Origin of the sequence: Nonomuraea cavernae (assembly GCF_040655715.1) — a bacterium.
Classification (GTDB): domain Bacteria; phylum Actinomycetota; class Actinomycetes; order Streptosporangiales; family Streptosporangiaceae; genus Nonomuraea; species Nonomuraea cavernae_A.
Genome location: NZ_JBFAKL010000005.1, coordinates 1 through 26661, shown reverse-complemented (window position 1 = coordinate 26661; position 26661 = coordinate 1). Strand labels below are relative to the sequence as shown.

The following is a 26661-nucleotide window of genomic DNA, read 5'->3' as shown; positions in this document are numbered from 1 at the left end:
GTCGGGCCCCATTGTGAAGGAAGTGATCGATTCTCGCATCTTGGCGACCGGGACGGGCACCGGGCGGCATGTTGCCAGAATGGAGCACCGCACCGCCACCGGCTGGGAGGATTGACAGGTGAGCGACGTGAACGACGTGCTGGCCGGGCTCGACCCGGAGCAGCGCGAGGTGGCCGAGGCCGTGCGCGGGCCGGTGTGCGTGCTCGCGGGCGCCGGCACCGGCAAGACCAGGGCCATCACCCACCGCATCGCCCACGCGGTGCGCAGCGGCGTGGTCGACGCGCCGAGCGTGCTCGCCGTGACGTTCACCACACGGGCGGCGGGGGAGCTCAGGCAGCGGTTGCGCGCGCTGGGCGCGCCGGGGGTGCAGGCGCGCACGTTCCACGCGGCGGCGCTGCGGCAGCTCACCTATTTCTGGCCGCGGGTGATCGGCGGTGAGGCGCCTTCGGTGATCGAGTCCAAGTTGCCGGTGCTGGTGGAGGCCTGCCGTCGGATCCGGAAAAATCCGGATCGGTCCGAGCTGCGGGACATCGCGGCCGAGGTGGAGTGGGCCAAGGTCACCCAGATAGGCCCGGAGGACTACGTCGCGGCCGCGGGCAAGCATCACCGTACGCCTCCGGTTCCCGCCGATCAGGTGGCCGTCCTCTATGAGGCGTACGAGCAGATCAGGCGTGAGCGGCACCTGGTCGACTTCGAGACGATCCTGGAGCTGACCGCCGCGGTGATGACCGAGCACCAGGAGGTGGCGGCGCAGATCCGCCAGCAATACCGCTACTTCGTGGTCGACGAGTACCAAGACGTCAACCCGCTGCAGAAGCTCCTGCTCGACACCTGGCTCGGTGGCCGCGACGACCTGTGCGTGGTCGGCGACCCCAACCAGACCATCTACTCCTTCACCGGCGCCACGCCGCGCTACCTGACCGGGTTCGCCGTCGAGCACCCCGACGCCGCCGTGATCCAGCTGGTCCGCGACTACCGCTCCACCCCGCAGGTGGTCGACCTCGCCAACCTGGTCATCGCCAAGGGCCGGTCCCCCCACCGGCTGCGGCTCGTCGCCCAGCGGCCCGAGGGGCCGAGGCCCGTCTTCACCGACTACGACGACGAGCCGGCCGAGGCCGCCGGGGTCGCCCGCGCCATCAGGAAGCTGCTCGACCGGGGCGTCGCCTCGCGCGAGATCGCCATCCTGTTCCGCACCAACTCGCAGTCCGAGGCGTACGAGTCGGCCCTGGCCAAGGCCGAGATCCCCTACGTGTTGCGCGGCGCCGAACGCTTCTTCGAGCGGCCCGAGGTGCGCCAGGCGGTCGTCCTGCTGCGCGGCGCCGCCAGGTCCGCGTCGGGCGAGCCGCTGGCCTCGGAGGTCCACCACATCCTGGCGGGGGTCGGCCTCACCCCGCAGCCGCCCGGCGGTGGCAAGGCCCGGGAGAAGTGGGAGTCGCTGAAGGCGCTGGCCGACCTGGCCGAGGACATGGCGGCCGAGGGGGCCGAGTTGCCGGAGTTCGTCACCGAGCTGGAGCGCCGCGCGTCCGAGCAGCACGCCCCGCCGGTCGAGGGCGTCACGCTGGCCTCCCTGCACGCCGCCAAGGGCCTGGAGTGGGACGCCGTCTTCCTGGTCGGTCTCACCGACGGCATGATCCCGATCATCTACGCCGAGACGCCGGAGCAGATCGAGGAGGAGCGACGCCTCCTCTATGTCGGCATCACCCGGGCCCGCGAGCACCTGTCGCTGTCGTGGGCCCTGGCCCGCTCGCCCGGGGGGCGCAAGGGCCGCCGGCCGTCCAGGTTCCTCGACGGTCTCACCGGCCGCGCCTCCGCCCCGCCCCGAGCCGCCTCGGCCACCCGCGAACGCCGCCAGGTCGCGGCGCCGGTGAGCTGTCGCGTGTGCGCCAAGACGCTGACGGCGGCCGCGGAGCAGAAGCTGGGGCGGTGCGCCACCTGCCCGGCCGACTACGACGAGGCGCTGCTGGAGAGCCTGAAGGCGTGGCGCTCGGCGATGGCCAAGGAGGCGAAGGTCCCGCCGTACGTCGTCTTCACGGATGTGACGTTGCAGGCGATCGCCGAGCGGGTGCCGGTGAGCGAGCAGGAGCTGCTGTCGATCGCGGGCATCGGCCGGGTCAAGGTCGACCGCTACGGCGAGGCGGTCCTGGGGCTCTGCCGCTCGGCCGGCGGTTGACGCTCGCCGTAACTGCACCGAAATGAAGGCACGCCATCATACGGTGGGCGGGTTTGGTGTGTCATGAGCGACAAGTCAGACTTGCCGGTAGACGGTAATCACGAGGGGGATTCGTGAATGAGGCGCTGAAAGAGCTCATCGATCTGCTCGACCTTGAGCAGATCGAGCTCGACATCTTCCGTGGTCGCAGCCCGGAGGAGCGCATCCAGCGGGTGTTCGGGGGACAGGTGGCCGCGCAGGCGCTGGTCGCGGCCGGCCGTACGGTGCCGGATGACCGGACCGTGCACTCGCTGCACGCCTATTTCATCAGGCCCGGCGACCCGTCCATCCCGATCGTCTACAACGTCGAGCGGCTGCGCGACGGGCGGTCGTTCAACACCCGCCGCATCATGGCGATCCAGCACGGCAAGGCGATCTTCACGATGTCCGCCTCGTTCCACATCTTCGAGGAGGGTGTGGAGCACCAGGCGTCCATGATGCCGGTGGTGCCCGAGGCCGAGACGCTGCCGATGTTCCAGGACCAGATGATCGGCCTGGTCGGCGACGCGCCCGAATACCGCGACTGGCTGTCGCGGCCGCGTCCGGTCGACGCCCGCTACGCCTCTCCGCTGACCTGGGAGGCCTACCAGAATCCCGCCCTGAAGAGCGCCCAGACCAACGTGTGGTTCCGCTACCACGCCGAACTGCCCGACGACCCGCTGCTGCACGTGGTGCTGGCCGCCTACGCGTCCGACTTCACGCTGGTTGACACGATCATGCTGGCCCACGGCATGGCGTTCGGCGCCTCCGACGTGCAGGGATCCTCGCTCGACCACGCCATGTGGTTCCACCGGCCGTTCAGGGCCGATGACTGGCTGCTCTACGCCCAGGAGTCGCCATGGGCGGGCGCGGGCCGGGGGCTCGCACGGGGTGAGATGTTCACCGCGTCGGGTGAGCTCGTCGTCTCGGTCGTCCAGGAGGCCCTGATCCGCACAACAAGGTCACAAAATCGCAGGTAGAAAATATGTTGCCGGTTCCCGGCTTCCCGGTTTAGGGTCATGGTCAAGCAAGTCGGACGGTCCTGTCCAACTGTCCCAGAGCGGAGGTGAGTCCCAGTGATCAGCATCCAGATGTCTGCCACGCCGTGGCTCACGTTCGCATGCCGTAGTTCGGTGAGGCTCGTCGATGGGCCGGCCAGGCTGCGGCAGCACGAGTCTGCCCGTAGTCAGGCCACCGCCTATGCGCTCGCCCACCTGGGTGCCAGCGCTGAGGGCGCGCCCGTCTCCGCAGGCGCCGACATGCCGACCCAGCAAGTCACCAAGGGTGGAATGCGTGGTCCGCAACCCTGGAGGGATGCTCCGGTCATAACCTGACCGGCACAAGAGCAGCCCCCAGGCCGCGGATCCGTACACAGGATCCGCGGCCTCTTTGTTTTCCGTGATCCCCCCACCACCCACGAGGTGCCCGACCAAGATCAAAAGATCGATCAGAAGGAGAAACAAGATGGGGGCGAAGACGATCATGGACCTGATCGACGAAGCCAAGATCCCCTGTCGTACCGACCCTGACCTGTGGTTCGCCGAGTCGCCGGAGGACGTCGAGTTCGCCAAGGCGCTCTGCGGCGGCTGCCCGATCCAGAAGGCCTGCCTGGACCGCGCGCTCGAGCGCGAGGAGCCCTGGGGCGTCTGGGGTGGCGAGCTGATCCTCCGGGGAGCCGTCGTACCCCGCAAGCGGCCCAGGGGCCGCCCGCGGAAGCACCCGGTCGCAGCCTGAACACGTACCAACGAACGAGAAAGCAGACAGACAGATGAGCACGAACTTCACCCGAGGCCTCGAACTGCCGTATCTCTACCATGAACTGGTCAGTGACCGAATACAAACGCTCCACCGCGAAGCGGAGGAGCAACGCCTGATCTCGCGCATCCGACGTGTGCGACAGGCGGAGCGCGGAGTGCGGCGGGCGAACGAGCGCCTCAGCCGGGCTCTGAGCCGCGAAGTCTGACGGGGGAGATCCTGCCGCCGGCGCAGGATCTCCCGCGGATCCCTTTGATAGGGCCGGGCGCGACGATCGCGCCCGGCTCTTTCGTGTCCCGGTCAGGTTCGTGTCCCGGTCAGGTTCGTCTCCTGGTCAGGCGGGCAGGCGGCCGAAACGCATCGCGTCGCGGATGCCCTGAGCGGTCACCGGGTCCTTGAAGTGACCGGCCTCGCCCACCAGAGCCCAGCCGGGGCCGGTGGAACGCCGGAAGGAGGACGGGCGCTCGGCCGAGCTGTGCCCGGGTCCTCGTAGTAGGCGTAGTGGCAGGCCCTGCCGTTCAGCCGACCTGCAGGCTGCATAACCGACGCATGTGTCGGTTATTTCGGTCCTTACGCCGTTGGTTCGCGTGAGTCAACGGGTAGGGTGCGGGCGTGGAAGTCAGGGAGCCGAAGAGGCGCGTGCCGGGATCCGTCCGCCGGGCGCGCATCATTGAGGCGGCGCTCTCCGTGTTCGCGGCCCGGGGCTACCACGCCACCGCGATGGAGGAGATCGCGACCTCCGCCGGGGTGACCCGCTCGGTGCTCTACGACCACTTCCCGTCCAAGCGGGTGCTGCTGATCACGGTCCTCCAGGAGCAGAACGCCCTGCTGGTCGAGCATGTCGGCGCGCGGATCACCGGCTCCGGGTCCCCGGGCCACCGCCTGCGCGCCACCTTCGACGCCTATTTCAGCTTCGCCGAGGACCGGCCGGAGGCTCGGTGCCTGCTGTTCGACCGCACTGACGAGGACGACGCCGAGATCAAGGTCGTGCGCTGGGGCATCAGGGAGACCCGCACTCGGGCGGTGGCCGCGATGCTGGCCCGCGACCTGAGCCGGCTCGGCCTCGATCCCGGAGCGCTGATCACCGAGGCGGTGGTCGAGCTGCTGATCACCGGCACCGACGGCCTGGCCCAGTGGTGGACGAGGCATCCGGATGTGCCACGCGCCGACCTGGTCGAGGCGGCCATGAGGGTGCTGTGGACCGGGTTGTCGCAGCTTCCCCTCGGCCCCGCCGTACATGTCGGTAAGTGATCGGTGCATTCGCGCACAGGACGTATTGACCTAGGTGAGCCGGGCGTTCATCGTTCCGCGTAGCCGAACCAACAGTGGTGTCGGCTACGTGGGAGGTTCGATGGCTGAGCAGGAGCAGGGCGGGACACAGGCAGGATCGGCGGCTTGAACTGATCACGCGGCCTGCTGAGCCCGTACTGGCCCTGGCGGAGCGGTGTGATCGGGCGGCCGGCACCCGCCGGCCGCCCGGTCAGGGCACGCTCTGGTACGCCGCTCCCACGGCGTGCGTGACGAGGGTGGTGAGCACGTCCTTGACCGAGGCCCGGTTGCGGGCGTCGCACATGACGACCGGGGTGAGCTCGTCCAGTCCGAGCGCTCGCCGTACCTTCGCCGGATCGTGGCGGCGGGCGCCGTCGAAGCAGTTGACCGCCACCACGAACGGCAGGCTGCGCTGCTCGAAGTAGTCGACGGCAGGGAAGCAGTCCTGCAGGCGGCGGGTGTCGGCGATGACGACGGCGCCCAGCGCGCCGAGCGACAGCTCGTCCCACATGAACCAGAACCGGTCCTGGCCCGGGGTGCCGAACAGGTAGAGCCAGAGGTCCTCGCGGATGGTGATGCGGCCGAAGTCGAGCGCCACCGTCGTGGTGACCTTGGTCTCGACGCCGGAGATGTCGTCCACGCCCATGCCGCGGTCGCTCAGCAGCTCCTCGGTGTGCAGCGGCCGGATCTCGCTGATCGTGCCCACCAGGGTGGTCTTGCCAGCACCGAAACCGCCCGCCACCAGGATCTTCAGGGCGGTCGCGGCGGCGAGTGACCTCCCCGTGGGCCGGAGGCGGTCAGAGCCTGCGAATTCCATGCAGTACTTCCCTGTAGGTGCGTTCGTCGATCGTCTGGTCGGCGCTCTGGGGCGGGTCGATGGTCACCAGACCATCGCTGCGCAGGTCGCCGAGCAGCACTCGAGTGATGTTGAGCGGCAGGCCGAGTTGCGCGGCCACGTCGGCCACCGGGGTCGGCCTGCGGCAGATGGACAGGATCGTCTGATGCTCGGGGTTCAGGCCGGCCGGTTCGAACGGCAGCCTGCTCGTCTTCACGATGGCCACCAGGTCGAACGTCTCGCCGTGCGGCCGCGCCCGGCCGCCCGTGAGCCCGAACAGCCTGACCAGTGGCCCGGGGTCCTCGTCCGTCACGGTTTCGTGCCGTTCCATACCGGCGCCGGGGCCGCTCCCCTCGGCTGCGTGGACAGGTGCTCACCCACCCGCTTGACGAGCAGGGCCATCTCGTACGTGACCAGCCCCAGCTCGGCGTCACCCGCGGCCAGCACGGCCAGCCGGGCGCCCTGCCCCGCGGCCGTGACGAACAGGAAGCCGCCCTCCAGCTCGATGATCGTCTGGCGGACTCCGCCGAGGCCGAAGTGGCGCCCCGCGCCCATGGCCAGGCTGTGGCTGCCGGCCGCGATGGCCGAGAGGTGCTCGTTGTCCTCCCTTGTCATCCCCTGCGAGCCGCCCATCGTCAGACCGTCGGCGGACAGCAGGATCGCGTGGCGCACGCCCGCGACGCGCTGGGTGAGGTCGTCGAGCAGCCAGCTCAGCTCAGTTCTCGGGTCGGCCATGGGAGTCCTTTCCATTCCGCATGTCGTGGGGCCAGTCGGCTTCCTCGCGTCCCTGCCGCCAGCCCTGCTGCATGGAGGACATGACGCGGAGGAGTTCCTCCGGGGAGCGGGTGGTGACATCGGGTTCGTCCCGCGACTGCGGCTTGCGTAGTTGTGGTGCGAGGCTGGCCTGCCGTACTCGTACGGGCAGGCCGTCGAGGTCGTCGTCGGTGTCCGGCGGCGACGCGGTGGCCGCCTCGACGGGCGACGGCGCGGGCGGTGGTGGCGGAGCGGCGTTCAGCGTCCGTACGGCGGACGCGGCGCGGAGCGTCCCGGCGGCCGAAGGACCAGGCCGGGAAGGACGGGCCGGGTACGACCGGCCGGCGTCGAACAGCGAGACCTCGAGCTCCGCGCCGGGGCCCCCGCATTCGGTGATCAGGCTCGACGGCAGCATCACGATCGCCGTGGTGCCGTCGTACGGCGACGGGCGGAGGACGACCTTGATCCCGTGGCGGGCGGCGAGCCGCGACACCACGAAGAGCCCCATCCGGTCACTGCCCGCCAGGTCGAACTCCGGCGGGTTGGCCAGCAGGGCGTTGAGCTCCTCCAGAGCGGCCGGGTTCAGGCCGAGGCCACGATCCTCGATCTCGATGGCGAAGCCGTTGGCCGCGGTCAGGCCGCGCACCTGCACCATCGTGTTCGGCGGGGAGAAGACCGCGGCGTTCTCCACCAGTTCGGCGATGAGGTGGATGACGTCGGTCACCGCGCCGCCTACCAGCAGCGGCGCGTGGGCCATCGCCGGCATGCTGACCCTGGTGTAGTCCTCGACCTCCAGCACCGCGCTGCGCACCACGTCGTAGACGGGCACCGGGTCGCGCCAGCGCCGGCCGGGGGCCGCGTCCGACAGGATGATCAGGTTCTCCGCGTGCCGGCGCATGCGGGTGGTGAAGTGGTCGAGCTTGAACAGTCCTTCCAGCGTCTCCGGGTCCTCGACCTTGCGCTCCATCGAGTCGAGCAGGTTGAGCTGGCGGTGCAGCAGCGCCTGGTTGCGCCGGGCCAGGTTGAGGAAGACCTGGCCGACGCCCTTGCGCAGGACGGCCTGGCCGATGGCGGCCTCGACCGCGGTCCGCTGGACGGCGGAGAAGGCCTGCGCGACCCGCTCCACCTCGGCGGTCCGGGCGCGCTCCAGCTCGGGGGTCTCGGCCGGGTCGACGTCCTCGCCCTTGCGCAGCCGTTCGACCAGCCGCGGCAGCCGTACCTCGGCCAGTTCGACGGCGGAGCCCTGCAGCCGCTTCAGCTCGCCGATCAGGGAACGGCCGAACCGGTAGGACAGCACGATCGACAGCACCACGGCGAGCAGGCCGAGCCCCAGGACCAGCGAGATGCGCAGCAGGCCGGCCGCGACGAGGCCCTCGCCCTTCGCGGTCGCGCGGGCCAGGTCCCGGTCGGAGTTGCTCTTGAGTCCGGTGATCGTGGCCTGAGTGTCGCGGTGCCAGGCGCTCGCCGAGACCGGCAGCTTGCCGGTCGTGTGCCAGCTGTAGACCGCGTCCTCGGCCGTCAGGAACCGCTGGTAGGCGGGGGTCGCGACGAGCTGCGCGTGCCACTCCCGCAGATCGGGGCCGATGTCACGTTCGGCGTTGACGAGTTGGAGCCGGCGGCTGGTCATCGCCGTGACGAACGCCGCGTGCTCGGCCCGGGTCATCTCGCCACGGGCCAGCGCCGGGGTCAGGATGGCGTTCTCCCTGGCCAGGTACTCGGTGGCGGAGCTGTAGGCGGTCAGCCCGCGCAGCACCCGGTAGGAGGAGATCTCGGTGATCCGCTCCGTACCGCCGAACTGGCGGTTGGCGACGCTGATCAGCGAGCCGAACTTCTCCGTCGCCGTGAGCGGGGTCATCTGCCCCTCGTCGGTGGCGGAGCGCACCGCGGGCAGCCCTTCGAGCGCGTCGAGGAGCGCCTGCACGGTCTCGGGCTTGGTGCCGATCGGGTGCTCCTCGCTGACGGTCGTGGCCACCTCCCGGATCCGTGCCGCCGCGCTGTCCGTGCGCTGCCGCTGCGCGGCGAGCTCCGGATCGTCCGCGGTACGGCCGGCGCTCACGGCGGTGGCCTGACGTTCGCGCTGGATCTCGGTGATCAACGCCCGTGTGGGAACACCGACGACATCCCATTCGCTCCGGCTCTGCGCGAATCCGGATGTTTCGCCAACCATCGAATAGGCGATGAACCCCCACAAGGCGACCAGTGAGATCAGCGGCACCAGGAGGATCCTGAGGATCTTGGAGCGGATCGGCGGGACGGATCTCATGCGTACTGTCCAATTCCGCGCGTGTGGCTGCGCATGGTCGAACGGCCTGAGTGAGGCAAGAAATGCCTGTTGTGCACGCTGCGACTAGCGCGTTGTGATTTGTCCCACTATGCCGGGGGGGCTCGCGCGCGACAAGATGGCGTCGCAAAAGTTGGGATTTCGAGACGGAATCCCCGTGCCCATCGGCGTTCCGGTGATTCCGGCCGGCGCGGGCTGGGATCCGCGCTGCCACTGACGACACGCGGGCAGAGCCTTCCGCCGCGCGCCCGGGAGATGTTTCATCGAAGCAGCCGACAGTCATCGACCTTGGAGGCAGGCAGTGGCATTCCAGCTCATCGCGCTCTACAACCATCCCGAGAGCGCCGCGGCTTTCGACAAGCACTACAACGAGACGCACGCTCCGCTCGCGGCCCAGTTCCCCGGGCTGCGCTCCTACACCGCCACCCGTCCCGCCGCCCCCTCGGGCGAGCGGCCCGCCTACCACCTCGCCGCGGTGCTGACCTTCGACGACGAGGAGTCGTTCAACGCGGCCGTGGGCAGCGAGGTGGGCAAGGCGGCACTGGCCGACCTGGCCAACTTCGCCGGTGCCGGGGTCACGATCCTCACCGGCCCGGCGGACGTCGTGCTCTGAGGCCCGACCGTCACTCCGCGAAGCCCTGGTCCCGCTCCCCGTGACCAGGGCTTTCGTCGGGACAACCGCCTCCTCGGCCACGAACGGCTCGGGTGACATGCGGGACGGCCCAGACGTTTGTTGATCGTCCGAGATAGCGCAGACGGTACGATCCAGGGCATGGGACCTGTGTTCGTAACATCCCTGCTGATGCTCCCGTCACTCGCTCTGGTGCTGATCCCCTTTCACGATGAATCTGGCGCGGTCGACACCCGCAACCGTCTTTCCGGCTTTCGCACCCGCGAAACACTCGCCTCCCCCGAGGCGTGGAACGCCGCTCACACCTGGGCGAGGCGCCCGTTACGGCGACTCGCCGGGGTGATGGCGACTGTGATCGGTGCTTCCGTGATCAGCGACGTCGCGTTCACCCTGCCCGAAGCGGTGGAATTCGTGATCATCGGCATCCAGCTCATGATCCTCGTCGTCGGCGTTCTGCTCATCTGCTGGCGAGCCAATCGCGTGGCTGCGCAGGTCAACCGGCAAATGTCAGGAAAGGCCGACGCCTCCGGCACCTGAGAGCGGCCGAAGGCTGGAACGCCGGTGTGACGTGACCTGTGGTCGCCAACCGGTCACCACCCCTGGAACCGGCCATAGCCCTGGAACAACGAAAACCCTCGAACCTGATGGGTTCGAGGGTTTCGATGTCCTGCGATGTCACGTGGTAGCGGGGGCAGGATTTGAACCTGCGACCTCTGGGTTATGAGCCCAGCGAGCTACCGAACTGCTCCACCCCGCGTCGGTGTGTGGTGTAAGAGTATCGGCCGTGCGGGGTGGGTGCAAACTGATCGGCCGGGGCCGCCCAGCCCATCATGGGCTGGGCGCCGGTGTCGGTGTCGTGGTGGGTGAGGTGGTCGGCGTGGCCGACGGGCTGGCCGACGGTGACGGGCTGGGCGTGCCGGTCGCCGCGGGCTCGGCGCCGAGGTTGCGCAGCGCCTTCAGCGCGTCGTCCAGGCGCTTCTGCGCCTTGCCGTACTCCTCCCAGTTCGGCGGGTTGGCCTTGAGGGCGTTCTGGGCGTCCTCGTAGGCCTTCTCCGCCGTGGTGATGGCCTGCGTCAGCGCCGTGATCTGCTGGTTGGGCTGGGTCTGCTGGTTGGGCTGCGTCTGGGTGGTCTGCTGGGCGTCGCCGAACACCTGCTTCAGAGCGTCTTCCAGCTTGTCGCCCGACCCCACCTTGTTGCCGAACGCCACCAGGACGCGCCTGAGGATGGGGTAGGGCTCCTGCCCGGTGCCCGCCTTGGTCTGCACGTAGACGGGCTCGATGTAGATGAGCCCGCCGGCGTACGGCAAGGTCAGCAGGTTGCCGTATCTGACGTTGGCCTGGCCCAGGCCGAGCGGGCCGAGCTCGCCGGAGAACTTGTTCTGGAAGTTGTTCTGGGCCTGGCCCGGGCCCGGGATGGCGGTGTTGGACGGCATGCGCAGGATGCGCAGCTTGCCGTAGTCGTCACCCACGGTGGAACCCGCCGCCATGAAGGCCGCCAGGTTGGGGCCTTCCCTGGGCACGAACGTCGTCGTCAGCGAGAACGACGGCTTGGCGTTGTCGATCGGCATCGTGGTCGTCAGGTAGTAGGGCGGCTGCTTGGTCTGCTGGTCGCCCTGCGACGGGTCGTTGGGGACGTTCCAGAAGTCCTGGCCGCTGTAGAAGGCGCCCGCGTTGGTGATGTGGTAACGCGAGAGCGTGTAGCGCTGCACCTTGAAGAGGTCTTCGGGGTAGCGCACGTGGCTGTTGAGGTCGGGGCTCATGTCGGAGGCCGGGCGGATGATCCCGGGGAACGCCTTTTTCCAGGTGTTGAGCACCGGGTCGTTGTCGTCCCAGCTGTAGAGCGTGACCGTGCCGTCGTAGGCGTCGACCGTGGCCTTGACCGAGTTGCGGATGTAGTTGATGTGGTCCTGGGGCTGCTGCGTGACCACGCGACGGTCGGTCGTGGTGTCGCGGGTCATGTCGCCCAGGCTCTCGCTCTGCGAGTAGGGGTATTCGTTGGAGGTCGTGTAGCCGTCGACGATCCAGGTGATCCGGCCGTCGATGATCGCCGGGTAGGCATTGCCGTCGAGGGTGAGGAACGGCGCGACCTTCTCGACCCTGTCACGCGGGTTGCGCACGTACAGGATCTTGGAGTTGTCGTTCACGTCACCCGACAGCAGGATGTTCTTCTCGCCGTACTTCGCGGCGAACATCATCCGGTTGATGAACGAGCCGACCGGGACACCGCCCTTGCCGGTGTAGGCCGTGTTCTTCTGGCCGGTGCCGCCCGTCTCCGGGTAGTCGAGCTCCTGCGGGTTGCTGGGATTGCCGCCGGCGATGACGTACTCGTTGGCCGCGGTGGTCTCGCCGAAGTAGACGCGCGGCTCCGACAGCTTGGTCGAGGTGGCCAGCTGGCCGGTGACCGGCATGTCCTTGGCGTCGTACGCGGGCAGACCGCCTGAGTCGACCTCGTTGCCCGGCGCGGCCACGAAGCCGTAGCCGTGCGTGTAGACGAGCGCCTTGTTGATCCAGTTGTTCTGGCCCTCGGGCGGGCCGAGCAGCTCGCGAACGCTCACCACATGGTCGACCAGCTTGCCGGTCGCGTCGGGGTAGCGGTCGACGTCGAGCTGGTCGGGGAAGCCGTAGAAACCACGGATGCGCTGCGTCTGCTCGTACGTCGCGGAGACCAGAGCAGGGTCGAGCAGCCGCACACCGGACACGGAGGCGTCGCCGTCGTTGGTCTTGACCTTGGTCGGATCGGCCTCGGCCGTGTATTCGATCATCTCGGCGCCCGCGACGCCGTAGGCCTCGCGTGTCGCGTCGATGTTGCGATCGATGAAGGCGGCTTCCTTGAGCTGCTGGTTGGGCTTGACCTGGAACTGCTCGACCAGCAGCGGGTAGACGCCGCCGATCAGCACGGCCGACAGCACCAGCAGGCCGAAGGACACGCCGGGGAGCATGCCGCCCGGCCTGATCACGCCCGCGAAGAACAGCGCGGCGCAGATCAGCGCGATGATCGCGAGAATCGTCTTGGCCGGCAGCACGGCGTTGACGTCGGTGTAGGACGCGCCGTTGACGAAGCCGCGGTCGGAGAAGACCAGACCGTAGCGGTCGATCCAGTAGGCGACGGCCTTGAGCAGCACGAACACGCCGAGCAGCACCGACAGGTGCGCCCGCGCGGCCCGGGAGGCGTGCACGCCCGGCGACTGCAGCCGGAACCCGCCGTACAGATAGTGCGTGATCGCCGACAGGATGATCGAGATGATCACCGCGGTGAACAGGAAGTTCAGCACCATCCGGATGAACGGATAGTCGAACATGAAGAACGAGATGTCGAACCCGAACAGCGCGTCCGCCTTGCCGAACATCTCGCCGTTGACGAACTTCATCCACGTCTGCCACTGTCCGGCGAACGACGAGCCCGCGAAGAGCGCGAGCATGCCCATGCCGACGATGAAGATGAGCTTGCGGTGCGGGTCGAGCGCCATGCGGTAGCGGTCGGCGCCGCTGCCGCCGCCGAACATGGCGGGCCCGAACATCGGTCGCGTCCGGAAGGCCAGCAGCATGTTGCCGCCGACGATGCCCACCATCAGCACCGCTCCTACCAGGAACAGCACGATTTCGGTCAGCAGCACACCGGAGAAGACCGACGTGTAGTCGATCGCGTCAAACCACAGATAGTCGGTATAAATGCCGGAGAAGAGGAAGAACAACGCCACGATCGCCACAAGTGCGATCGCGACAGGCAGAAGCAGTCGCGGTCGGCGGGGCAAGCGCATCGCCCTGCCGGCTCCTGGGGTCCGGAAGCTCAAGGCCAACCCCTCGTCGTGATGAACAAACGGTCCGTGTCTGGCAACCTACACCGCAGGGCCAGCCCTACGGCTAACGTACGACGGCCGCCAGAAGTTTCATCCGGTGCCGCAAGCGGGCACTGCGCCCTTGCCGGTGCGCAGCGCGTCGAGTGCGAGCACCGCGTCGTGCAGGTTGTCGGCCTTGACCAGGCGCAGCCCATCAGGCACGGCCTGCAGGGCCTCGTCGCAGTTTTCGGCCGGGGTGAGGAACACCGAGGCCCCTGACTTGCGGGCGCCGACCATCTTCTGGGCGATGCCGCCGATCGCGCCCACCTGGCCGTTCGGGGTGATGGTGCCGGTGCCCGCGATGTCCTTGCCGCCGGTGAGCTGGCCCGGCGTGAGCTTGTCGATGATGCCGAGAGAGAACATCAGCCCCGCGCTCGGCCCGCCGACGTCGCCCACGCTGATGTCGACGTCGAACGGGAACTCGTACTTGGGCTGCATGACCACGCCCACGATCGACTTGCCGTCGGAGCCGGCCTTGGTCGGCACCATCACGTCGAGCGTCTTCTCGCCCCGGGTGACGTTGAAGGTGACGGTCTCGCCCGGCTTGTGTGCCCTGACCGCGTCGGAGACGGTCTTGAGCTCGGTGACCCGCTGGCCGTCGACCGTGTTGATCTTGTCGCTGTCCTTCAGCTTGCCGTCGGCGGGCATGCCCTTCTGGACGGACGCGACCGAGACGACGGTGCTGTACGGGATCTTGAGCTCGGTCAGCGCGGCGGCGGTGGCGTAGTCCTGGGAGTTGGTCATCTCGACCGTGTTCTCCTCCTCGACCTGCTTCTGCGAGCGGGTGTCGGGGAAGATCGTCTCCTCGGGGACGACGGCGACACTCGGATCGATCCAGCCCCGCAGCGCGGTCAGCAGATCGATCCGGCTGCTGGGGCCGCCCTGGTAGGCCACCGTGACCAGGCTCAGCGCACCGCTGGTCGGGTAGGTCTCCCGTCCGCTGATCGCGATCACGGGTTTCTTCTCGATCTCGCCGATCGTGTTCTCGGTCGGCCCGGGGCTCAGCACGACGTACGGAACCTTCGCGGTGGCGCCGAGGATGCCGAGCGCGAGCACGAGAAAACCCGAAACCAGCAGGGTCAAGGCGCGTCGCGACATGGAGACGAGCTTATTCGCAGGCACCGACCCACTCGGCCGACCCGTCGGCGAACACCTGATGTTTCCAGATCGGGACCTGGGCCTTGAGATCGTCGATCAGCCGGCGGGACGCCTTGAACGCCTCGTCGCGGTGCGGGCAGGCCACCGCCACGATCACCGCCGTGTCGCCGAGCTCCAGATCGCCGACCCGGTGGACGGCGGCCAGCGCGGTGACGGCGAAGTCGGCGGCGACCTTCTCGGCCACCTGCCTCAGCTCTTCGACGGCCGACGGATGGGCCGAATAGGACAGCCGGGTCACCGGCTTGCCGTGATCCTGCTCACGTACCGTGCCGACGAAGACGGCGGTGCCGCCGGCGGCGTGGTCGCCCACGGCGGCCAGCACCTCGTCCACGGAGAGCGCGGTGTCGCGAATGCCGAGCAACCGGATGACGTCCACATAAGGGAGCCTACAGAGTCTGTCCGGAGATGCCGCGTTCAGTGACGCCGCTTCTTGCGCACCTGATGGACGATGGCCGCGGTGCCGATGACCGCGACGGTGGCGCCCGCCGCCGTGAGCGTCGCCTCCTTGACCGGCAGCCGCCTGCCGACCACGGTCGTGCGGTTCTCGCGGAGCTCCAGCAACTGCTCCAGCGCCGCCTCGTTGGTCCAGGCGGGCTTCCAGCCGGCCTCGCGCAGCCCCGCGCAGTCGACGACCCACGGGTAGACCACGTAATGCAGGTCGGTCGCGGGGGCCGGGGTGATGCCGAGCCGGTGCAGGCGCTGGGCCGTGCCGAACGTCAGCCCCGCGGGCAGCTCGAACCTCCGCAGCCCCGACAGCTCCTCGACCTTCTCCTGCTCCAGCCACCCGTCGGAGCCCACCGCCAGCACGCCCGTCACCAGGCCACGCGCGGCCAGCACCAGCGCCGACAGCAGGTCGTCAAGGTGGCAGAACTGCCAGCGCGGTGAGCAGCCCTTGACCGTCAGCAACCTGGGCGACTCGAAATGCCGGGTGATGACCGTGTCGACCCCCGGCCCCACCACCGCCGCGGGCCGCAGCACGGTCACCTCGAGCCCGGGATGGCTGCGCAGCGCCCGGCGGACCAGCGCCTCGATCTCCAGGTAGTCGCCCACCACGCCGGTGTCGGGCTCGGCCGCGACCGCGGCGTCCTCCGGCAGCGGCACGTCGTTCTCGGGCGCGGCGCCGTACACCATGGCACTCGTGACGAGCACCACACGGCGGACCCGCGCGGCGGCGGAGGCGGTCAGCACCGTCTGCGCCGCCCGCAGGTTGTAGGCCCGGCGCTCGCCCGGGACGGAGTCGACCGCGTAGTCACCGGCCAGATGGACCAGGACGTCGATGTCGGAGATCCGGTTCGCCAAGAGCGGATCTCGTACGTCGATCACTCTCCACGTGGCTTCCTGGATGTCGCCGCGCTCTTCGTCAATGGCCACCACTCTGCGGAAATCCGCGGAGGATACGAGCCTCGCGAGCAGCTCGCGGCCTAGGCCGGAGGCAGCGCCGGTGACGGCTACGACTGGTTGGCGCGGGCGTTTCGAGGTAGGCACCAGGTCCTCACTTTGCACTGATCCGCCGTAGGACGACTAACGTTGCGGATGTGGACTCCTCCATCCTGCACGAGGTAGAGCGGTGACTGACCTGCCAGGTCGCGAAAACGACCCTAACGAAAACCCGTTCGCCATGTTCGGCAACCCTGAGCAGATGGCTCAGGCGATGCGCCAGTTCGCCGACATGCTGTCGGCGCCGCAGGGCTCGGGCCCTGTCAACTGGGACATGGCCAAGAACATCGCCCGCCACGCCGTGGTCGCCGAGGGCGATCCCAGCGTCATGGAAGGCGAACGCCGTCAGATCGTCGACGCGCTGAGCCTGGCCGACCTCTGGCTGAACGAGGCGACCTCGCTGCCCAGCGGCGTGTCCAATCCGCAGGCGTGGAGCCGTTCCGAATGGATCGAGAACACGATCCCGGTGTGGCGCAAGCTCTGCGAGCCGATCGCCGAGCGCATGGTCGACACCATGGGCGGCGCGCTCGGCGGAGCCGGTCTGCCGCCCGAGGCGCAGCAGATGGCCGGGCCGCTGATGGGCATGCTCAAGCAGATGGGCGGCATGATGGTCGGCCAGCAGATCGGCCAGGCCCTCGGCTCGCTCGCCCGCGAGGTGATCGGCACCACCGACATCGGCCTGCCGCTGTCCGGCACCGCCGCGCTGCTGCCCGGCGGCATCGCCTCCTTCAGCCAGGGCCTTGAGCTGCCCGCCGACGAGATCAGGCTCTACCTGGCGCTGCGCGAGGCGGCCCACCACCGGTTGTTCCAGCACGTGCCGTGGCTGCGCTCCCACCTGCTCGGCGCGGTCGAGGAGTATGCCAAGGGCATCACGGTCGACACCTCCGCCCTGGAGGAGCAGATCCGCGGGCTCGACATCAACAACCCGGAGGCGATCCAGGAGGCGCTGAGCGGCGGCGCGCTCCTCAAGCCCGAGGAGACCGAGCGGCAAAAGGCCGCGCTGACGCGCCTGGAGACGATGCTCGCCCTGGTCGAGGGCTGGGTGGCCACCGTGGTCGGCCAGGCCGCCGAGGGCAAGCTGCCGTCCGCCGGCGCGCTGGCCGAGACCGTACGCCGCCGCCGCGCCACGGGTGGCCCGGCCGAGCTGACCTTCGGCACGCTGGTCGGCCTGGAACTGCGGCCCCGCCGGCTGCGCGAGGCGGCGGCCCTCTGGCAGGCGTTGAAGGACGCGCGCGGCATCGACGAGCGCGACGCCCTCTGGTCACATCCCGACCTCATGCCGCATGCCGAGGACCTGGACGATCCCGAGGCGTTCGTACGTGGCGACTCGTCGTGGGACATCTCACAGCTTGAGGACAAGCCCGACGACGGCGAGGGCGACGCGCGTTGAGCTCACACCGCGACGCGGTTGCCGTGCTGACCGGCTGGGCGGCGCCGACCGTCGAGGAGAAACTGCTGCGCGAGGAGTTTCTCGACCACCTGCGCGCCCACCACGACGCGATGTGGCGCGAGTGCGTGCCCGGGCACCTGACGGCGACCACCGCGGTGCTGTCGCACGACGGTGCCCGCGTGCTGCTCACCCTCCATCCCAAGGCCGGGATGTGGCTCCCGATGGGTGGCCACTGCGAGCCGTCCGACCCGACGCTCGAGGCCACCGCGCTACGCGAGGCCACCGAGGAGTCCGGGATCGAGGGGCTCCAACTGCTCCCCGGCCCGCTGGCGCTCGACCGGCACAAGGTGTGGTGCCATCCCCCCCACAGCTGGCACCTCGACGTAGAGTACGCCGCCGTGGCGCCCGCCGACGCCGAGGCTGTGATCAGCGAGGAGTCGCTCGACCTGCGCTGGTTCCCGGTCGACGAGATCCCCGAGCTCTCCGACGACGCCACCCGCCGGCTGGCGGCCCGTGGCAGGGCGGTCCTTACGTCGAGTTCACGCGCACGCGGCTAGAGTCCGTACCGTTCCAAAAGGGGGGTAGGTGGACATCTCAGCCGAGAGTCCTGTCGGGGGCACGATCGTCACGCCCGTACGCGCGCCTCGCCGCAGGATCGGCGGCGCCGTGCTGACCTGGCTGGCGGTCACACCGTTCGCGGCCTGGGCCCTGGCCAGGGTGGCGGGGCTGGAGCGCGGGTCGCTGCCCACACAGCTCATGACCGCGACGCCGTACGCCGCCGCGGGGTCGCTGGTTCCCTTGCTGATCGCCGCGCTCGGCCGCAAGCGGACCGCGACCGCGGTCGCCCTCCTCACGACGACCGCTTTCGGCTTCACCGTGCTGCCCCGCGCGCTCGGCTCCGCCGAGGCCACGGCGGGCAGACCGTTCAAGGTGCTGACGATCAACCTGCTGTTCGGGCGGGCCGACGTGGAGACGGTCGTCGACCTGGTACGCCGCTTCGATCCCGACGTGCTGAGCACCCAGGAGCTGACCCCCGGCGCGGTCAGCGAGCTCGACGCGGCGGGGCTGAAGACGCTGATGCCGCATCGGGTGCTCCAGGACGAGTGGAGCGCGGCCGGCAGCGGCATCTACTCCAAGCATCCCGTCGAGCCACTCGACCAGATGGTCGCGCCGATCGGGCACAACATGCCGGCGGCTCGGGTGTCGCTGCCGGGCGGCAAGGCGATCGAGTTCGTGGACGTGCATCCCTTCCCGCCGCTGGGCCGCCAGTTCACGCCTTGGAACGAGGCACTGCAGGCGCTGCCGCCGGCCTCGGCCGAGACCGTTCGGGTGCTGGCGGGCGACTTCAACGCCACGATCGACCACGTCCCGATGCGGCGGTTGCTGTCGCGCGGCTACAAGGACGCGGCCGACCAGGTGGGCGCGGGCCTGATCCCGACCTGGCCGGCGAACAAGCGGGTGCCGCCGATCATCACGATCGACCACGTGCTGGTCGACCGGCGCGTGGGCGTCAAGGACGTCAGCGTGCACACCGTGCCCGGCACCGATCACCGGGCGGTGTTCGCCGAGCTCAGCGTGCCCTGATCAGGGCCCGGGTGGAGTCCCAGCCTTCGAGGCCGGGGTCGAGGCGGTCGAGATCGGCGCGGGTGCGCAGGCGGTGCCAGCCGGGCCCGGTCGCGACCATGCGGGGGCCCGGGGCCTGAGCACGCAGGGTCGCCACCAGGTGGGGGTCGTCGAGATCGGGTTCGGCCCAGCCGGGCATCGGGAGACCGCAGGCCAGCGCCACGGCTCCGCCCTGCTCGGCCGGGCAGACCGTGACCTGGGCGCGGCCCAGCTCGCGGAACAACTTGCCGATCAGCAGGGGCGGCAGGTCGGGCGCGTCGGCGGCGACCACGGCGGCCTGATCCCCCTTCAGCCGCCCGAGGACGCCGGAGAGCGGAATGTCCTCGTCGACCACGATCACCTCGGTGCCGGGCCAGACGATCTCCTCGAGCTCCGGAACGCTCGTCACCAGGACCGGCGTGACGAGCTCCAGGCTCGCGACCATCTCGTAGGTGTCCTCGGCGATCGCCTCGAGGAACGCCCGGGGCTCGACGCCCTCGGGGGCCGCCCCCGCCATGCTCCGCCGCGCCAGCACCGCGACGACGCGCGTCAACACTCCTCCGGTGTGGAGTGCCCGGCGGCGGAGAACCCTTCGAGGAACCCGCGCGCCCGCTCCGCTTTGGGATACTGCTCCACCAGCTTCCAGAACGCGGGGCCGTGGCTCGGCACGAGCAGATGCACCAGCTCATGGATGACCACGTAGTTGATCACCCATTCGGGCAGGCCCTTGAGGCGCGTCGAGATGCGGATCGTGCCGTTCTCCGGGGTGCAGGAGCCCCATCGGTGCTGCTGGTTGTCGACCCAGCGCACGCTCACCGGCTCGGCTCTGCCGTCGAGGAACTTCATTGACAGCTCTCGCGCCCGGGTGAGGAGATCCTCGTCGGTCGGCCGCCTCCGGCGCTCCTTGGCCGCCAGCCGATCGAGCATCCGGCTCACCCATTCGTCAGCGTCTTCACCGGTCAGCCAAGAGGGCAGCAGCACGATCGTCTTGTCGCCGTCGCGGTAGGCGGAAACCGTCCGCCGGCGACGAGGACTGCGACGAACCTCGACTGTCTCGGGGGGCACATATGCACGTTAGCCGAGACTGACGAAATTCCACAGAGGGAGAGGGGTTGTTTCTGCTGGTCAGATGATTAAGAGCCGGTGAATTTGGGCATGCGCCTTTCCCGATGGGCGGTCAGGCCCTCGATCATGTCTGCAGAGGCCATGGTCACCGGCTGGGCGAGCGACTCCCAGCGCAACGCGGCTTCGAGGTCCTGATGGTCCTGATTCAGAGCAATTTTGGTGAGTTTGGTGGCGATGGGGGCGTTGCTGGCGATCTTCCTGGCGACCATGTCGACCTCGCTCATGAGGTCATCTCGCGGGAAGGCTTGATCCACCAGTCCCTTACCCGCCGCCTCCGCCCCGGTGAGCGTGCGACCGGCGAGCAGCATCTCCCGGGCCAGCCCGACCCCCACCCTCCTGGGCAGCAGGTACGTCGCCGCCATCCCCGGGTGCAGACCCAGCGAGGTGAACGGGGCCAGCAGCTTGGCGTCGTCGGCCGCGTAGATCAGGTCGCAGGCCAGCGCCACACAGAGCCCCGCGCCCACGGCGGCCCCGTTGACGGCGGCGATCGTGGGCACCTCCAACTCGGTGATGGACAGCCACGTGCGGTAGAAGCCGAGCATCCGGTCACGCAGCCGCGGCACCGGCTCCGCACCCCGCTCGCCCAGCCAGGACAGGTCGCCGCCCGAGCTGAAGGCCGCCCCCGCCCCCGTGACCACCACACAGCGGACGTCCTGGTCGGCCGCCATCTCGGCCATCGTCCGGCGCCACTGCTCGGTCATGTCGTCGGTCATCGCGTTGCGCCTGTCGGGCAGGTTGAGGGTGACTCGGACGACGCCGTCTTCCGAGCGATCAACCAAGAGCTCGTTCATGCCGGAGATCGTAACCGTCCACAGGCCGGCCGCTCAGGTGCGGGGTTATCCACAGGAGCCCGCAAAGCCGCTCCGGGGTGCGGGCGCACGTGCGAATCTGACGCCCATGAGGCCACGTGTGAAGCCCGCGTTGAAACGGATCGTCCGCGATGAGCAGACGTTGCAGCTGGGTGTGCATCCCGGGCGGGCGATCCTGCTGACCGGGCTGACGCGGTCCGTCCGGCAGTGGATCGACGGGCTCGACGGGAGCCGCGACCTCGGGCAGACGCTGGTCGCCGCGTCGGCGGCCGGCCTGGCCGAGCAGGAGGCGCGAGGGTTGCTCGACCAGCTCACCGCGCGTGGGGTCGTGCACGACGCCGCCATGGTTCCCGCGAAGGAGCTGCCGCTCGCCGAGCGTGACCGGCTGGGCCCCGACCTCGACGCCCTCGACCTGGCGTCGACCGCTCCGGAGGGCGCGGCGGCCGCGCTGGCCGTCAGGCGGCGGGCGCGGGTGCGGGTCTACGGAGCCGGGCGGGTAGGAGCCCAGGTGGTCACGCTCCTTGCCGCCTGCGGAGTGGGAGACATCCGGGTGATCGATCCCGGGCCGGTCCGGGTGCGCGACATCACACCGGGCGGGCTGACCTGGGCCGAGGCGGGGATGAGCCGACAGGAGGGGGCGGTGGCCGTGGCCCGGCGGCTCTTGTCCGGCGACGGGGCCAGGCCGTCCAACGAGGTGCGGGCCGGCGGCCCCTACCTGGGCGACCGGACCGAGCGCCCCGATCTCGTCATCCTCGCCCCGGTCGCCCCGCTCGACGGCGTGCTCGTCCGCGAGTTGACCACGCTCGGCATCGCCCACCTCCTGGTCTCCGCCTTCGAGGGCCACGGCTCCGTGGGGCCTCTGGTGCTGCCCGGCCGCACCGCCTGCCTGCACTGCCTCGACCTGACCCGGCGCGACGGCGACCCCGACTGGCCGATCGTCACCGCCCGCCTGGGCGGCTATCCACCCGGCGAGATCGCCTGCGACACCACCCTGGCGGCACTGATGGCCGCCTCCGTGACCGGTCACGCGCTTGCGTATCTTGATGGCCGGGAGGCTGCTGTGACCAATGGCACAGTGGACGTCATGCCTGATTGGCACTGGAAAACCAGGCCTTGGAGCCCTCATCCCGAATGTCGTTGTATGCGAAACAATCCTTATTCGCTAAGAATGGAGGATGTCAGCGACCAGGGACTGACGTGATCCGGAGACGACATCGCGAAGGGGGGAGCGGTTTCTCGATCGAGATACCGTGCATCAGTGTGAGCGATCTGCCGCGCCGCGCCGTCACGCGCTCCGCAAAACTGGCCACCCTTCCGCTGGGGTTCGCCGGCCGCACCGCACTCGGCCTGGGCAAGCGCATCGGAGGCAGGCCCGCCGAGCTCGTCGCCCAGGAGATCCAGCAGCGCACCGCCGAGCAGATCTTCAAGGTGCTCGGCGAGCTCAAGGGCGGTGCCATGAAGCTCGGGCAGGCGCTGTCCATCTTCGAGGCGGCGCTGCCCCAGGAGATCGTCGGCCCCTACCGGGCCACGCTGACCAAGCTGCAGGAGGCCGCGCCCCCGTTGCCCGTCGCCACGGTCCACCGGGTGCTCTCCGAGCAACTGGGCGACGACTGGCGGGAAAACTTCCGTTCCTTCGACGACCAGCCCACCGCCGCGGCCTCCATCGGCCAGGTCCACCGCGCCGTGTGGCACGACGGCCGAGAAGTCGCCGTCAAGATCCAATATCCAGGCGCCGGCAAGGCCCTGCTCGGTGACTTCACGCAGCTGGCCCGCCTCGGCAAACTCTTCGGCGCGTTGCTGCCGGGCCTCGACATCAAGGCGGTCCTTTCCGAGCTGCGCGAGCGCATCGCCGAAGAGCTCGACTACTTCCGCGAGGCCGAGGCCCAGCACGCCTTCGCTCTCGAGTTCCGCGACGACCCCGACTTCCACGTGCCCGACGTGATCGCCGCCAACGAGATGGTGCTGGTCACCGAGTGGATGGACGGCACCCCGCTGTCCCGCGTCATCGCCGACGGCACCCAGGAAGAACGCGACCGGATGGGCCTGCTCTTCGTCCGTTTCCTGTTCTGCTCACCGGCCCGGGTGGGCATGCTCCACGCCGACCCCCATCCCGGCAACTTCCGCATGCTCGACGACGGCAGTCTCGGCATCCTCGACTTCGGTGCGGTCAACCGTCTCCCGGAGGGCTACCCCAAGGTCTTCGGCCAGCTCACCCGCATCTTCAACCAGGGCGACATGGACAGTGTGGTCGAAGGGCTCCGCGCCGAGGGCTTCATCCTGCCCGGCATAGAGGTGGACGTCGACGCCCTCCGGGGCTTCCTCGCCCCCTACGTCGAGCCGACGGCCGTGGAGGAGTTCACCTTCAGCCGCCAATGGCTACAGGCTCAGGCCGCCAGCGTCACCGACCTCCGGCCCACCAACGTGGTGCGCCAGCTCAACCTCCCGGTGTCCTATGTCCTCATCCACCGGGTGCACGCGGCGGGCGTCGGCGTGCTCTGCCAGCTCAACGCGACCGCTCGGTTCCGTGACGAGGTGATCCGCTGGGTCCCCGGCTTCACCGACGACCCCGACGAGCAACCGCTCTCCGTCGGCTGAGCCCCGCGGTTACCTTGCCCTGACCTGGTCACGTTCGCCGAAGGGCCAGGAGACAGCCAGATAGCCGGCCCTTTGGTGCTCGCCTCTGACAGCAGTGCCGCCACTCCCGCCCGGTCCCATCGAGCGTCAGGCTCAGGCGCGTCACCGGTGGAGCAGCCGTTCGGCGGAAAGGAGTGGATGTCCTCTTTCCTGCAGTTGCCGATCAGGCGACATAGGGGCCCTTGAAATGCCTTCGGCGTGTTGATTACATCATTACATGACGAAGGAAAGCGTACCCACGCTCTACGAATGGGCGGGAGGCGCGGAGGCGCTGGAACGCCTGACCGATGCCTTCTACCGGCAGGTGAAGAGGGATGATCTGATCGGCCCGCTGTTCGAGCACATGGATGCCGATCACCCCAGATATGTCGCCATGTGGCTGGGCGAGGTCTTCGGTGGCCACGAACGCTATACCGAGGAGCGGGGCGGCTACCCGCACATGCTCTCCATGCACCTTCGCAAGGCGATCACCGAGCCGCAGCGCCGCCGTTGGATCAACCTGCTCATGGACGCGGCCGACGAGGTGGGACTGCCGGACGATCCCGAATTCAGGGCGGCGTTCGCCGGCTACGTCGAGTGGGGCACGCGACTCGCCCTGCACAACTCGCGACCGGGGGCCCAGCCCGTCACCCATGCCCCGGTGCCTCGCTGGGGCTGGGGCGTGGCCCCGCCGTACACGCCGTGACCTCGGGCCCCCGGCGATCGTCCTGCTCGACATCCGCCCCAGGCTCTTCCAGCAGCTCCACGAGCGTGTCGGACTCGCGCCCGCCCTCCTCGCGAATCCACCGAGGGCTGCTCCGTGCCGACTCCTCGTCGTCCATCTCGGTGATTCGGTGCTGCTGGGAGAGTCTGCCCAGATCCATGGCTCCTGCGCGTCGCCCATGTCGTGCCTGGGTTCGTCCAGGTGCCCGCTCATGGCTCTCAGGCTTTATTGATCATCAGGACTGCTTTTCGTATGGCCCAGCAGGTCAGAAGGACGCCGAAGATGGCTTCCACGATCCGCATCCAAAGAGGAGAGGCTTCGTCCGCATAAATCACGACACCGAGCCACATTAGGCCGAATACTCCGACAAGGATGATTGCCGCCCAATTCAACCCTCGTTGCCACATACGCGAAGTCTTACAGCCGTACGCCCAAGGGCGAGTATGTGCCGAGTTGTCATCCGGTCACCGCTTTATGCCCGTCCGATAACATGACAAAGATGCAGGACCGCCCCAGCGATCTCGACGAGCACGCCCTCCGGCTGGTCCTACCCGAATGGGGCATTCAACCCATCGTGTTGGCTTACGCCCCAGTCGGTTTCGGCGACTACCACTGGATCGCGACCGGCGCTGACGGGCGGCGGTGGTTCGTCACCGCCGTCGACCTGCGTCTGAAGGGCCCGCACGGGACAGCCGCTCTCCGCCACGCCATGGACACCGCCGACGCGCTGCGCGACCTGGACTTCGTGGTGGCTCCCGTACGCACGGCTCACGGCGAGACCGTCCGGCAGGCCGGTGCCCGATACGCCGTGAGTGTCTTCCCGTACCTGGACGGCATACCTGGATCATTCGGCCAGGAGCTGACACCCGCACAGCGAGGACTGGTCGTGGACCTGCTGGCCAGACTGCACGAGGTGGAGCCACCGGCACAGTGCGCTGCTCCTCAACGCCAACCGTGGCATCGGGCGAGTCTGGAGCAGGCCATCGCGGGGTCTGATCGTCCCTGGGAGGCCGGTCCGTTCACGCGCGCCGCCGGATCGCTGGTAGCGGACCACGCCAAGGGGCTACGGCGACGGCTGGGCGAGTTCGACCGGTTGGCGAGCGAAGTCGACTGGGACGTGCGCGTGGTCACCCATGGGGAGCCGCACTCGGGCAACCTACTGTGGCAGGGGGAGCGGGGCCTGCTGGTCGACTGGGACACGGTGGGTTTGGCGCCGCCCGAGCGAGACCTCTGGCTGTATGAGGGAGATCTCGAAAGATATGCGGAGGTGTCCGGCCGCTGGCCGCAGCCGGCCGCTCTGGCCTTCTACCGCCTTCGATGGGCCCTGGACGACGTGGCCATCTTCGTCGATCAGTTTCGCCGCCCCCATGGGCGGACGCCCGACACGGAACTGGCCTGGTCGGCGTTCGCCGGCACAGTGGAGGAACTGACGGCCTAGCGCGGCAGGCGGCGACCGGCGCCGACGCAGCGACGCGAGCGCATGCCGCGCGGGCGGATGGTCTCCTTCTGCTCCAGGCAGGCGAGCAGCGCCGCCGCCGTCCGGGCATCGGAGAGGATCCGCTGTACGGCCTCGCCGTCGGAGGGCAGCTGCTCCCTCTCGGCCAGTTCGTGCTTGATGAAGGCCAGGGGATCGGGCGCGTTGGCGATGTCCGCGGCGACCGTGGCCCTGGCGGCGGTAAGCAGGCGCAGGTAGTGCGTCCGCAGAACGGCCTCGCGCATGCGGGCGTGTTCGAGGTCGTCGATCAGGGTCCGGGCGACTCGCAGCAGGTCTCCAGCATGAGTCGCCTCGTCGGCGAGGTAGGCGCGGATGTCGTCGAACTCCGAGCGAGTCATGGTGGACACCTCCGTGGGCGCATGGTGCTCGTAGGTACTTCGTACCGAGACACGATTGCGGATGACTTGCGGTCGGCTTGCCTTCACGGATGTGGGGCGGCGTGTTGGGCAGGTTTGAGTGTCAGGTGGTGAGGGGAGGGCCTGAAGATTACCTACGTGGCACCGGGTGGGGGTTCAAGGCTGCTAGAGTTGCGGAGCGCAGGGCACCGCAGGTTCACCAAAATCTCGGAACGCCCGGCACATCCCACTTCTTGTGGTTTGTCTGGATGGTTTGTGTCTATCCAGACGCCTGGTAAGTTAGAGGGGTTGCCCTGGGAACGGGGTGATGTTCGATTTCTGCTGGTCAGACTGGTTCGGGTGAATTTGACACGGATCTGGGGGGCTGGGAGGATTTGAACACAACAGAACGAAATGTGAAGCG

26 protein-coding genes and 1 tRNA gene are annotated in these 26661 nt (G+C 68.9%); 14 read left to right on the top strand and 13 right to left on the bottom strand.

Annotated features, from left to right (window positions below; all coding sequences use genetic code 11):
- Positions 1 to 127: 127 nt before the first annotated feature.
- The 5 genes from AB0I38_RS08765 to AB0I38_RS08745 all read left to right on the top strand — a co-directional run bounded on the left by AB0I38_RS08765 (position 128) and on the right by AB0I38_RS08745 (position 5194).
- Complete coding sequence (locus AB0I38_RS08765; RefSeq protein ID WP_358465147.1) at positions 128 to 2170, top strand: ATP-dependent DNA helicase UvrD2; 2043 nt, start codon at positions 128 to 130, stop codon at positions 2168 to 2170.
- Between the two features lie 113 nt (positions 2171 to 2283).
- Positions 2284 to 3168 carry an acyl-CoA thioesterase gene (locus AB0I38_RS08760; RefSeq protein WP_358464232.1) on the top strand — a complete coding sequence of 295 codons (885 nt, stop codon included), beginning with the start codon at positions 2284 to 2286 and terminating at the stop codon, positions 3166 to 3168.
- Between the two features lie 484 nt (positions 3169 to 3652).
- Positions 3653 to 3922 (top strand): WhiB family transcriptional regulator, encoded by a 270-nt coding sequence (locus tag AB0I38_RS08755; protein WP_189128740.1) that lies wholly within the window; start codon positions 3653 to 3655, stop codon positions 3920 to 3922.
- 34 nt (positions 3923 to 3956) lie between these two features.
- Positions 3957 to 4151, top strand: coding sequence for a hypothetical protein (locus AB0I38_RS08750; protein ID WP_358464229.1), 195 nt, complete (start codon positions 3957 to 3959; stop codon positions 4149 to 4151).
- Positions 4152 to 4555: 404 nt separating this feature from the next.
- Entirely contained in the window at positions 4556 to 5194 is a 639-nt protein-coding gene (locus AB0I38_RS08745; RefSeq protein WP_358464226.1) for a TetR/AcrR family transcriptional regulator, read from the top strand.
- Between the two features lie 229 nt (positions 5195 to 5423).
- Here the strand turns inward: AB0I38_RS08745 and AB0I38_RS08740 are convergent, their stop codons facing one another.
- The 4 genes from AB0I38_RS08740 to AB0I38_RS08725 are packed head-to-tail and all read right to left on the bottom strand — an operon-like array spanning position 5424 to position 9063.
- Positions 5424 to 6029: a GTP-binding protein gene (locus AB0I38_RS08740; RefSeq protein WP_358464223.1), complete on the bottom strand. Its 606-nt coding sequence runs from the start codon at positions 6027 to 6029 to the stop codon at positions 5424 to 5426.
- Entirely contained in the window at positions 6010 to 6360 is a 351-nt protein-coding gene (locus AB0I38_RS08735) for a DUF742 domain-containing protein (protein WP_358464220.1), read from the bottom strand. Before AB0I38_RS08735 ends, AB0I38_RS08740 begins: the two co-directional genes overlap by 20 nt.
- The gene (locus AB0I38_RS08730) at positions 6357 to 6782 is read right to left on the bottom strand and encodes a roadblock/LC7 domain-containing protein (RefSeq protein WP_358464217.1); all 426 of its coding nucleotides are present in this window, start codon (positions 6780 to 6782) and stop codon (positions 6357 to 6359) included. The genes AB0I38_RS08735 and AB0I38_RS08730 overlap by 4 nt, the downstream gene beginning before the upstream one ends.
- A complete protein-coding gene (locus AB0I38_RS08725; RefSeq protein ID WP_358464214.1) occupies positions 6763 to 9063 on the bottom strand; it encodes a sensor histidine kinase in 2301 nt (766 codons plus the stop codon). Before AB0I38_RS08725 ends, AB0I38_RS08730 begins: the two co-directional genes overlap by 20 nt.
- Positions 9064 to 9382: 319 nt before the next feature.
- Here AB0I38_RS08725 and AB0I38_RS08720 point away from each other — a divergent pair, with 319 nt between their 5' ends.
- On the top strand, positions 9383 to 9694 hold the full coding sequence (locus AB0I38_RS08720; RefSeq protein WP_358464211.1) for an EthD family reductase: 312 nt from the start codon (positions 9383 to 9385) through the stop codon (positions 9692 to 9694).
- Positions 9695 to 9853: 159 nt separating this feature from the next.
- Positions 9854 to 10249 (top strand): SdpI family protein, encoded by a 396-nt coding sequence (locus AB0I38_RS08715; protein ID WP_358464208.1) that lies wholly within the window; start codon positions 9854 to 9856, stop codon positions 10247 to 10249.
- 143 nt (positions 10250 to 10392) lie between these two features.
- Here the strand turns inward: AB0I38_RS08715 and AB0I38_RS08710 are convergent.
- From AB0I38_RS08710 to AB0I38_RS08690, 5 genes are all read right to left on the bottom strand, one after another.
- Positions 10393 to 10469 (bottom strand) — tRNA-Met (locus tag AB0I38_RS08710).
- Between the two features lie 71 nt (positions 10470 to 10540).
- Positions 10541 to 13471: a UPF0182 family membrane protein gene (locus AB0I38_RS08705; protein ID WP_358464205.1), complete on the bottom strand. Its 2931-nt coding sequence runs from the start codon at positions 13469 to 13471 to the stop codon at positions 10541 to 10543.
- A 129-nt stretch (positions 13472 to 13600) separates the two neighbouring features.
- Positions 13601 to 14647 carry a YlbL family protein gene (locus tag AB0I38_RS08700; protein ID WP_358464202.1) on the bottom strand — a complete coding sequence of 349 codons (1047 nt, stop codon included), beginning with the start codon at positions 14645 to 14647 and terminating at the stop codon, positions 13601 to 13603.
- Positions 14648 to 14657: 10 nt separating this feature from the next.
- Entirely contained in the window at positions 14658 to 15083 is a 426-nt protein-coding gene (locus AB0I38_RS08695) for a molybdenum cofactor biosynthesis protein MoaE (RefSeq protein WP_358464199.1), read from the bottom strand.
- A gap of 38 nt (positions 15084 to 15121) precedes the next feature.
- A complete protein-coding gene (locus tag AB0I38_RS08690; protein ID WP_358465144.1) occupies positions 15122 to 16195 on the bottom strand; it encodes an NAD-dependent epimerase/dehydratase family protein in 1074 nt (357 codons plus the stop codon).
- Positions 16196 to 16274: 79 nt separating this feature from the next.
- Between AB0I38_RS08690 and AB0I38_RS08685 the strand changes: the two genes are divergently transcribed.
- The 3 genes from AB0I38_RS08685 to AB0I38_RS08675 are packed head-to-tail and all read left to right on the top strand — an operon-like array spanning position 16275 to position 19118.
- On the top strand, positions 16275 to 17534 hold the full coding sequence (locus AB0I38_RS08685; RefSeq protein WP_436838729.1) for a zinc-dependent metalloprotease: 1260 nt from the start codon (positions 16275 to 16277) through the stop codon (positions 17532 to 17534).
- A complete protein-coding gene (locus AB0I38_RS08680) occupies positions 17531 to 18091 on the top strand; it encodes an NUDIX hydrolase (RefSeq protein ID WP_358464196.1) in 561 nt (186 codons plus the stop codon). The genes AB0I38_RS08685 and AB0I38_RS08680 overlap by 4 nt, the downstream gene beginning before the upstream one ends.
- A 28-nt stretch (positions 18092 to 18119) precedes the next feature.
- Entirely contained in the window at positions 18120 to 19118 is a 999-nt protein-coding gene (locus AB0I38_RS08675) for an endonuclease/exonuclease/phosphatase family protein (RefSeq protein ID WP_358464194.1), read from the top strand.
- On the opposite strand, the gene AB0I38_RS08670 is transcribed toward AB0I38_RS08675, so the two are convergent.
- From AB0I38_RS08670 to AB0I38_RS08660, 3 genes are all read right to left on the bottom strand, one after another.
- The gene (locus AB0I38_RS08670; protein WP_358464191.1) at positions 19105 to 19689 is read right to left on the bottom strand and encodes a hypothetical protein; all 585 of its coding nucleotides are present in this window, start codon (positions 19687 to 19689) and stop codon (positions 19105 to 19107) included. The genes AB0I38_RS08675 and AB0I38_RS08670 overlap by 14 nt on opposite strands.
- The gene (locus tag AB0I38_RS08665; protein WP_358464188.1) at positions 19686 to 20201 is read right to left on the bottom strand and encodes a M48 metallopeptidase family protein; all 516 of its coding nucleotides are present in this window, start codon (positions 20199 to 20201) and stop codon (positions 19686 to 19688) included. The genes AB0I38_RS08670 and AB0I38_RS08665 overlap by 4 nt, the downstream gene beginning before the upstream one ends.
- Positions 20202 to 20269: 68 nt before the next feature.
- Complete coding sequence (locus AB0I38_RS08660) at positions 20270 to 21052, bottom strand: enoyl-CoA hydratase/isomerase family protein (RefSeq protein ID WP_358464185.1); 783 nt, start codon at positions 21050 to 21052, stop codon at positions 20270 to 20272.
- Positions 21053 to 21158: 106 nt separating this feature from the next.
- Between AB0I38_RS08660 and AB0I38_RS08655 the strand changes: the two genes are divergently transcribed.
- The 4 genes from AB0I38_RS08655 (at position 21159) to AB0I38_RS08640 (ending at position 25845) form a co-directional block, all read left to right on the top strand.
- On the top strand, positions 21159 to 22271 hold the full coding sequence (locus AB0I38_RS08655; protein WP_358464182.1) for a ThiF family adenylyltransferase: 1113 nt from the start codon (positions 21159 to 21161) through the stop codon (positions 22269 to 22271).
- 59 nt (positions 22272 to 22330) lie between these two features.
- Positions 22331 to 23665 carry an ABC1 kinase family protein gene (locus AB0I38_RS08650; protein WP_358464179.1) on the top strand — a complete coding sequence of 445 codons (1335 nt, stop codon included), beginning with the start codon at positions 22331 to 22333 and terminating at the stop codon, positions 23663 to 23665.
- Positions 23666 to 23921: 256 nt separating this feature from the next.
- Entirely contained in the window at positions 23922 to 24389 is a 468-nt protein-coding gene (locus AB0I38_RS08645; RefSeq protein ID WP_358464177.1) for a group II truncated hemoglobin, read from the top strand.
- A 517-nt stretch (positions 24390 to 24906) separates the two neighbouring features.
- Positions 24907 to 25845: an aminoglycoside phosphotransferase family protein gene (locus AB0I38_RS08640; protein WP_358464174.1), complete on the top strand. Its 939-nt coding sequence runs from the start codon at positions 24907 to 24909 to the stop codon at positions 25843 to 25845.
- On the opposite strand, the gene AB0I38_RS08635 is transcribed toward AB0I38_RS08640, so the two are convergent.
- Positions 25842 to 26240 carry a hypothetical protein gene (locus tag AB0I38_RS08635; RefSeq protein WP_358464171.1) on the bottom strand — a complete coding sequence of 133 codons (399 nt, stop codon included), beginning with the start codon at positions 26238 to 26240 and terminating at the stop codon, positions 25842 to 25844. The two genes, AB0I38_RS08640 and AB0I38_RS08635, sit on opposite strands and share 4 nt — an antisense overlap.
- Positions 26241 to 26661: the final 421 nt, after the last annotated feature.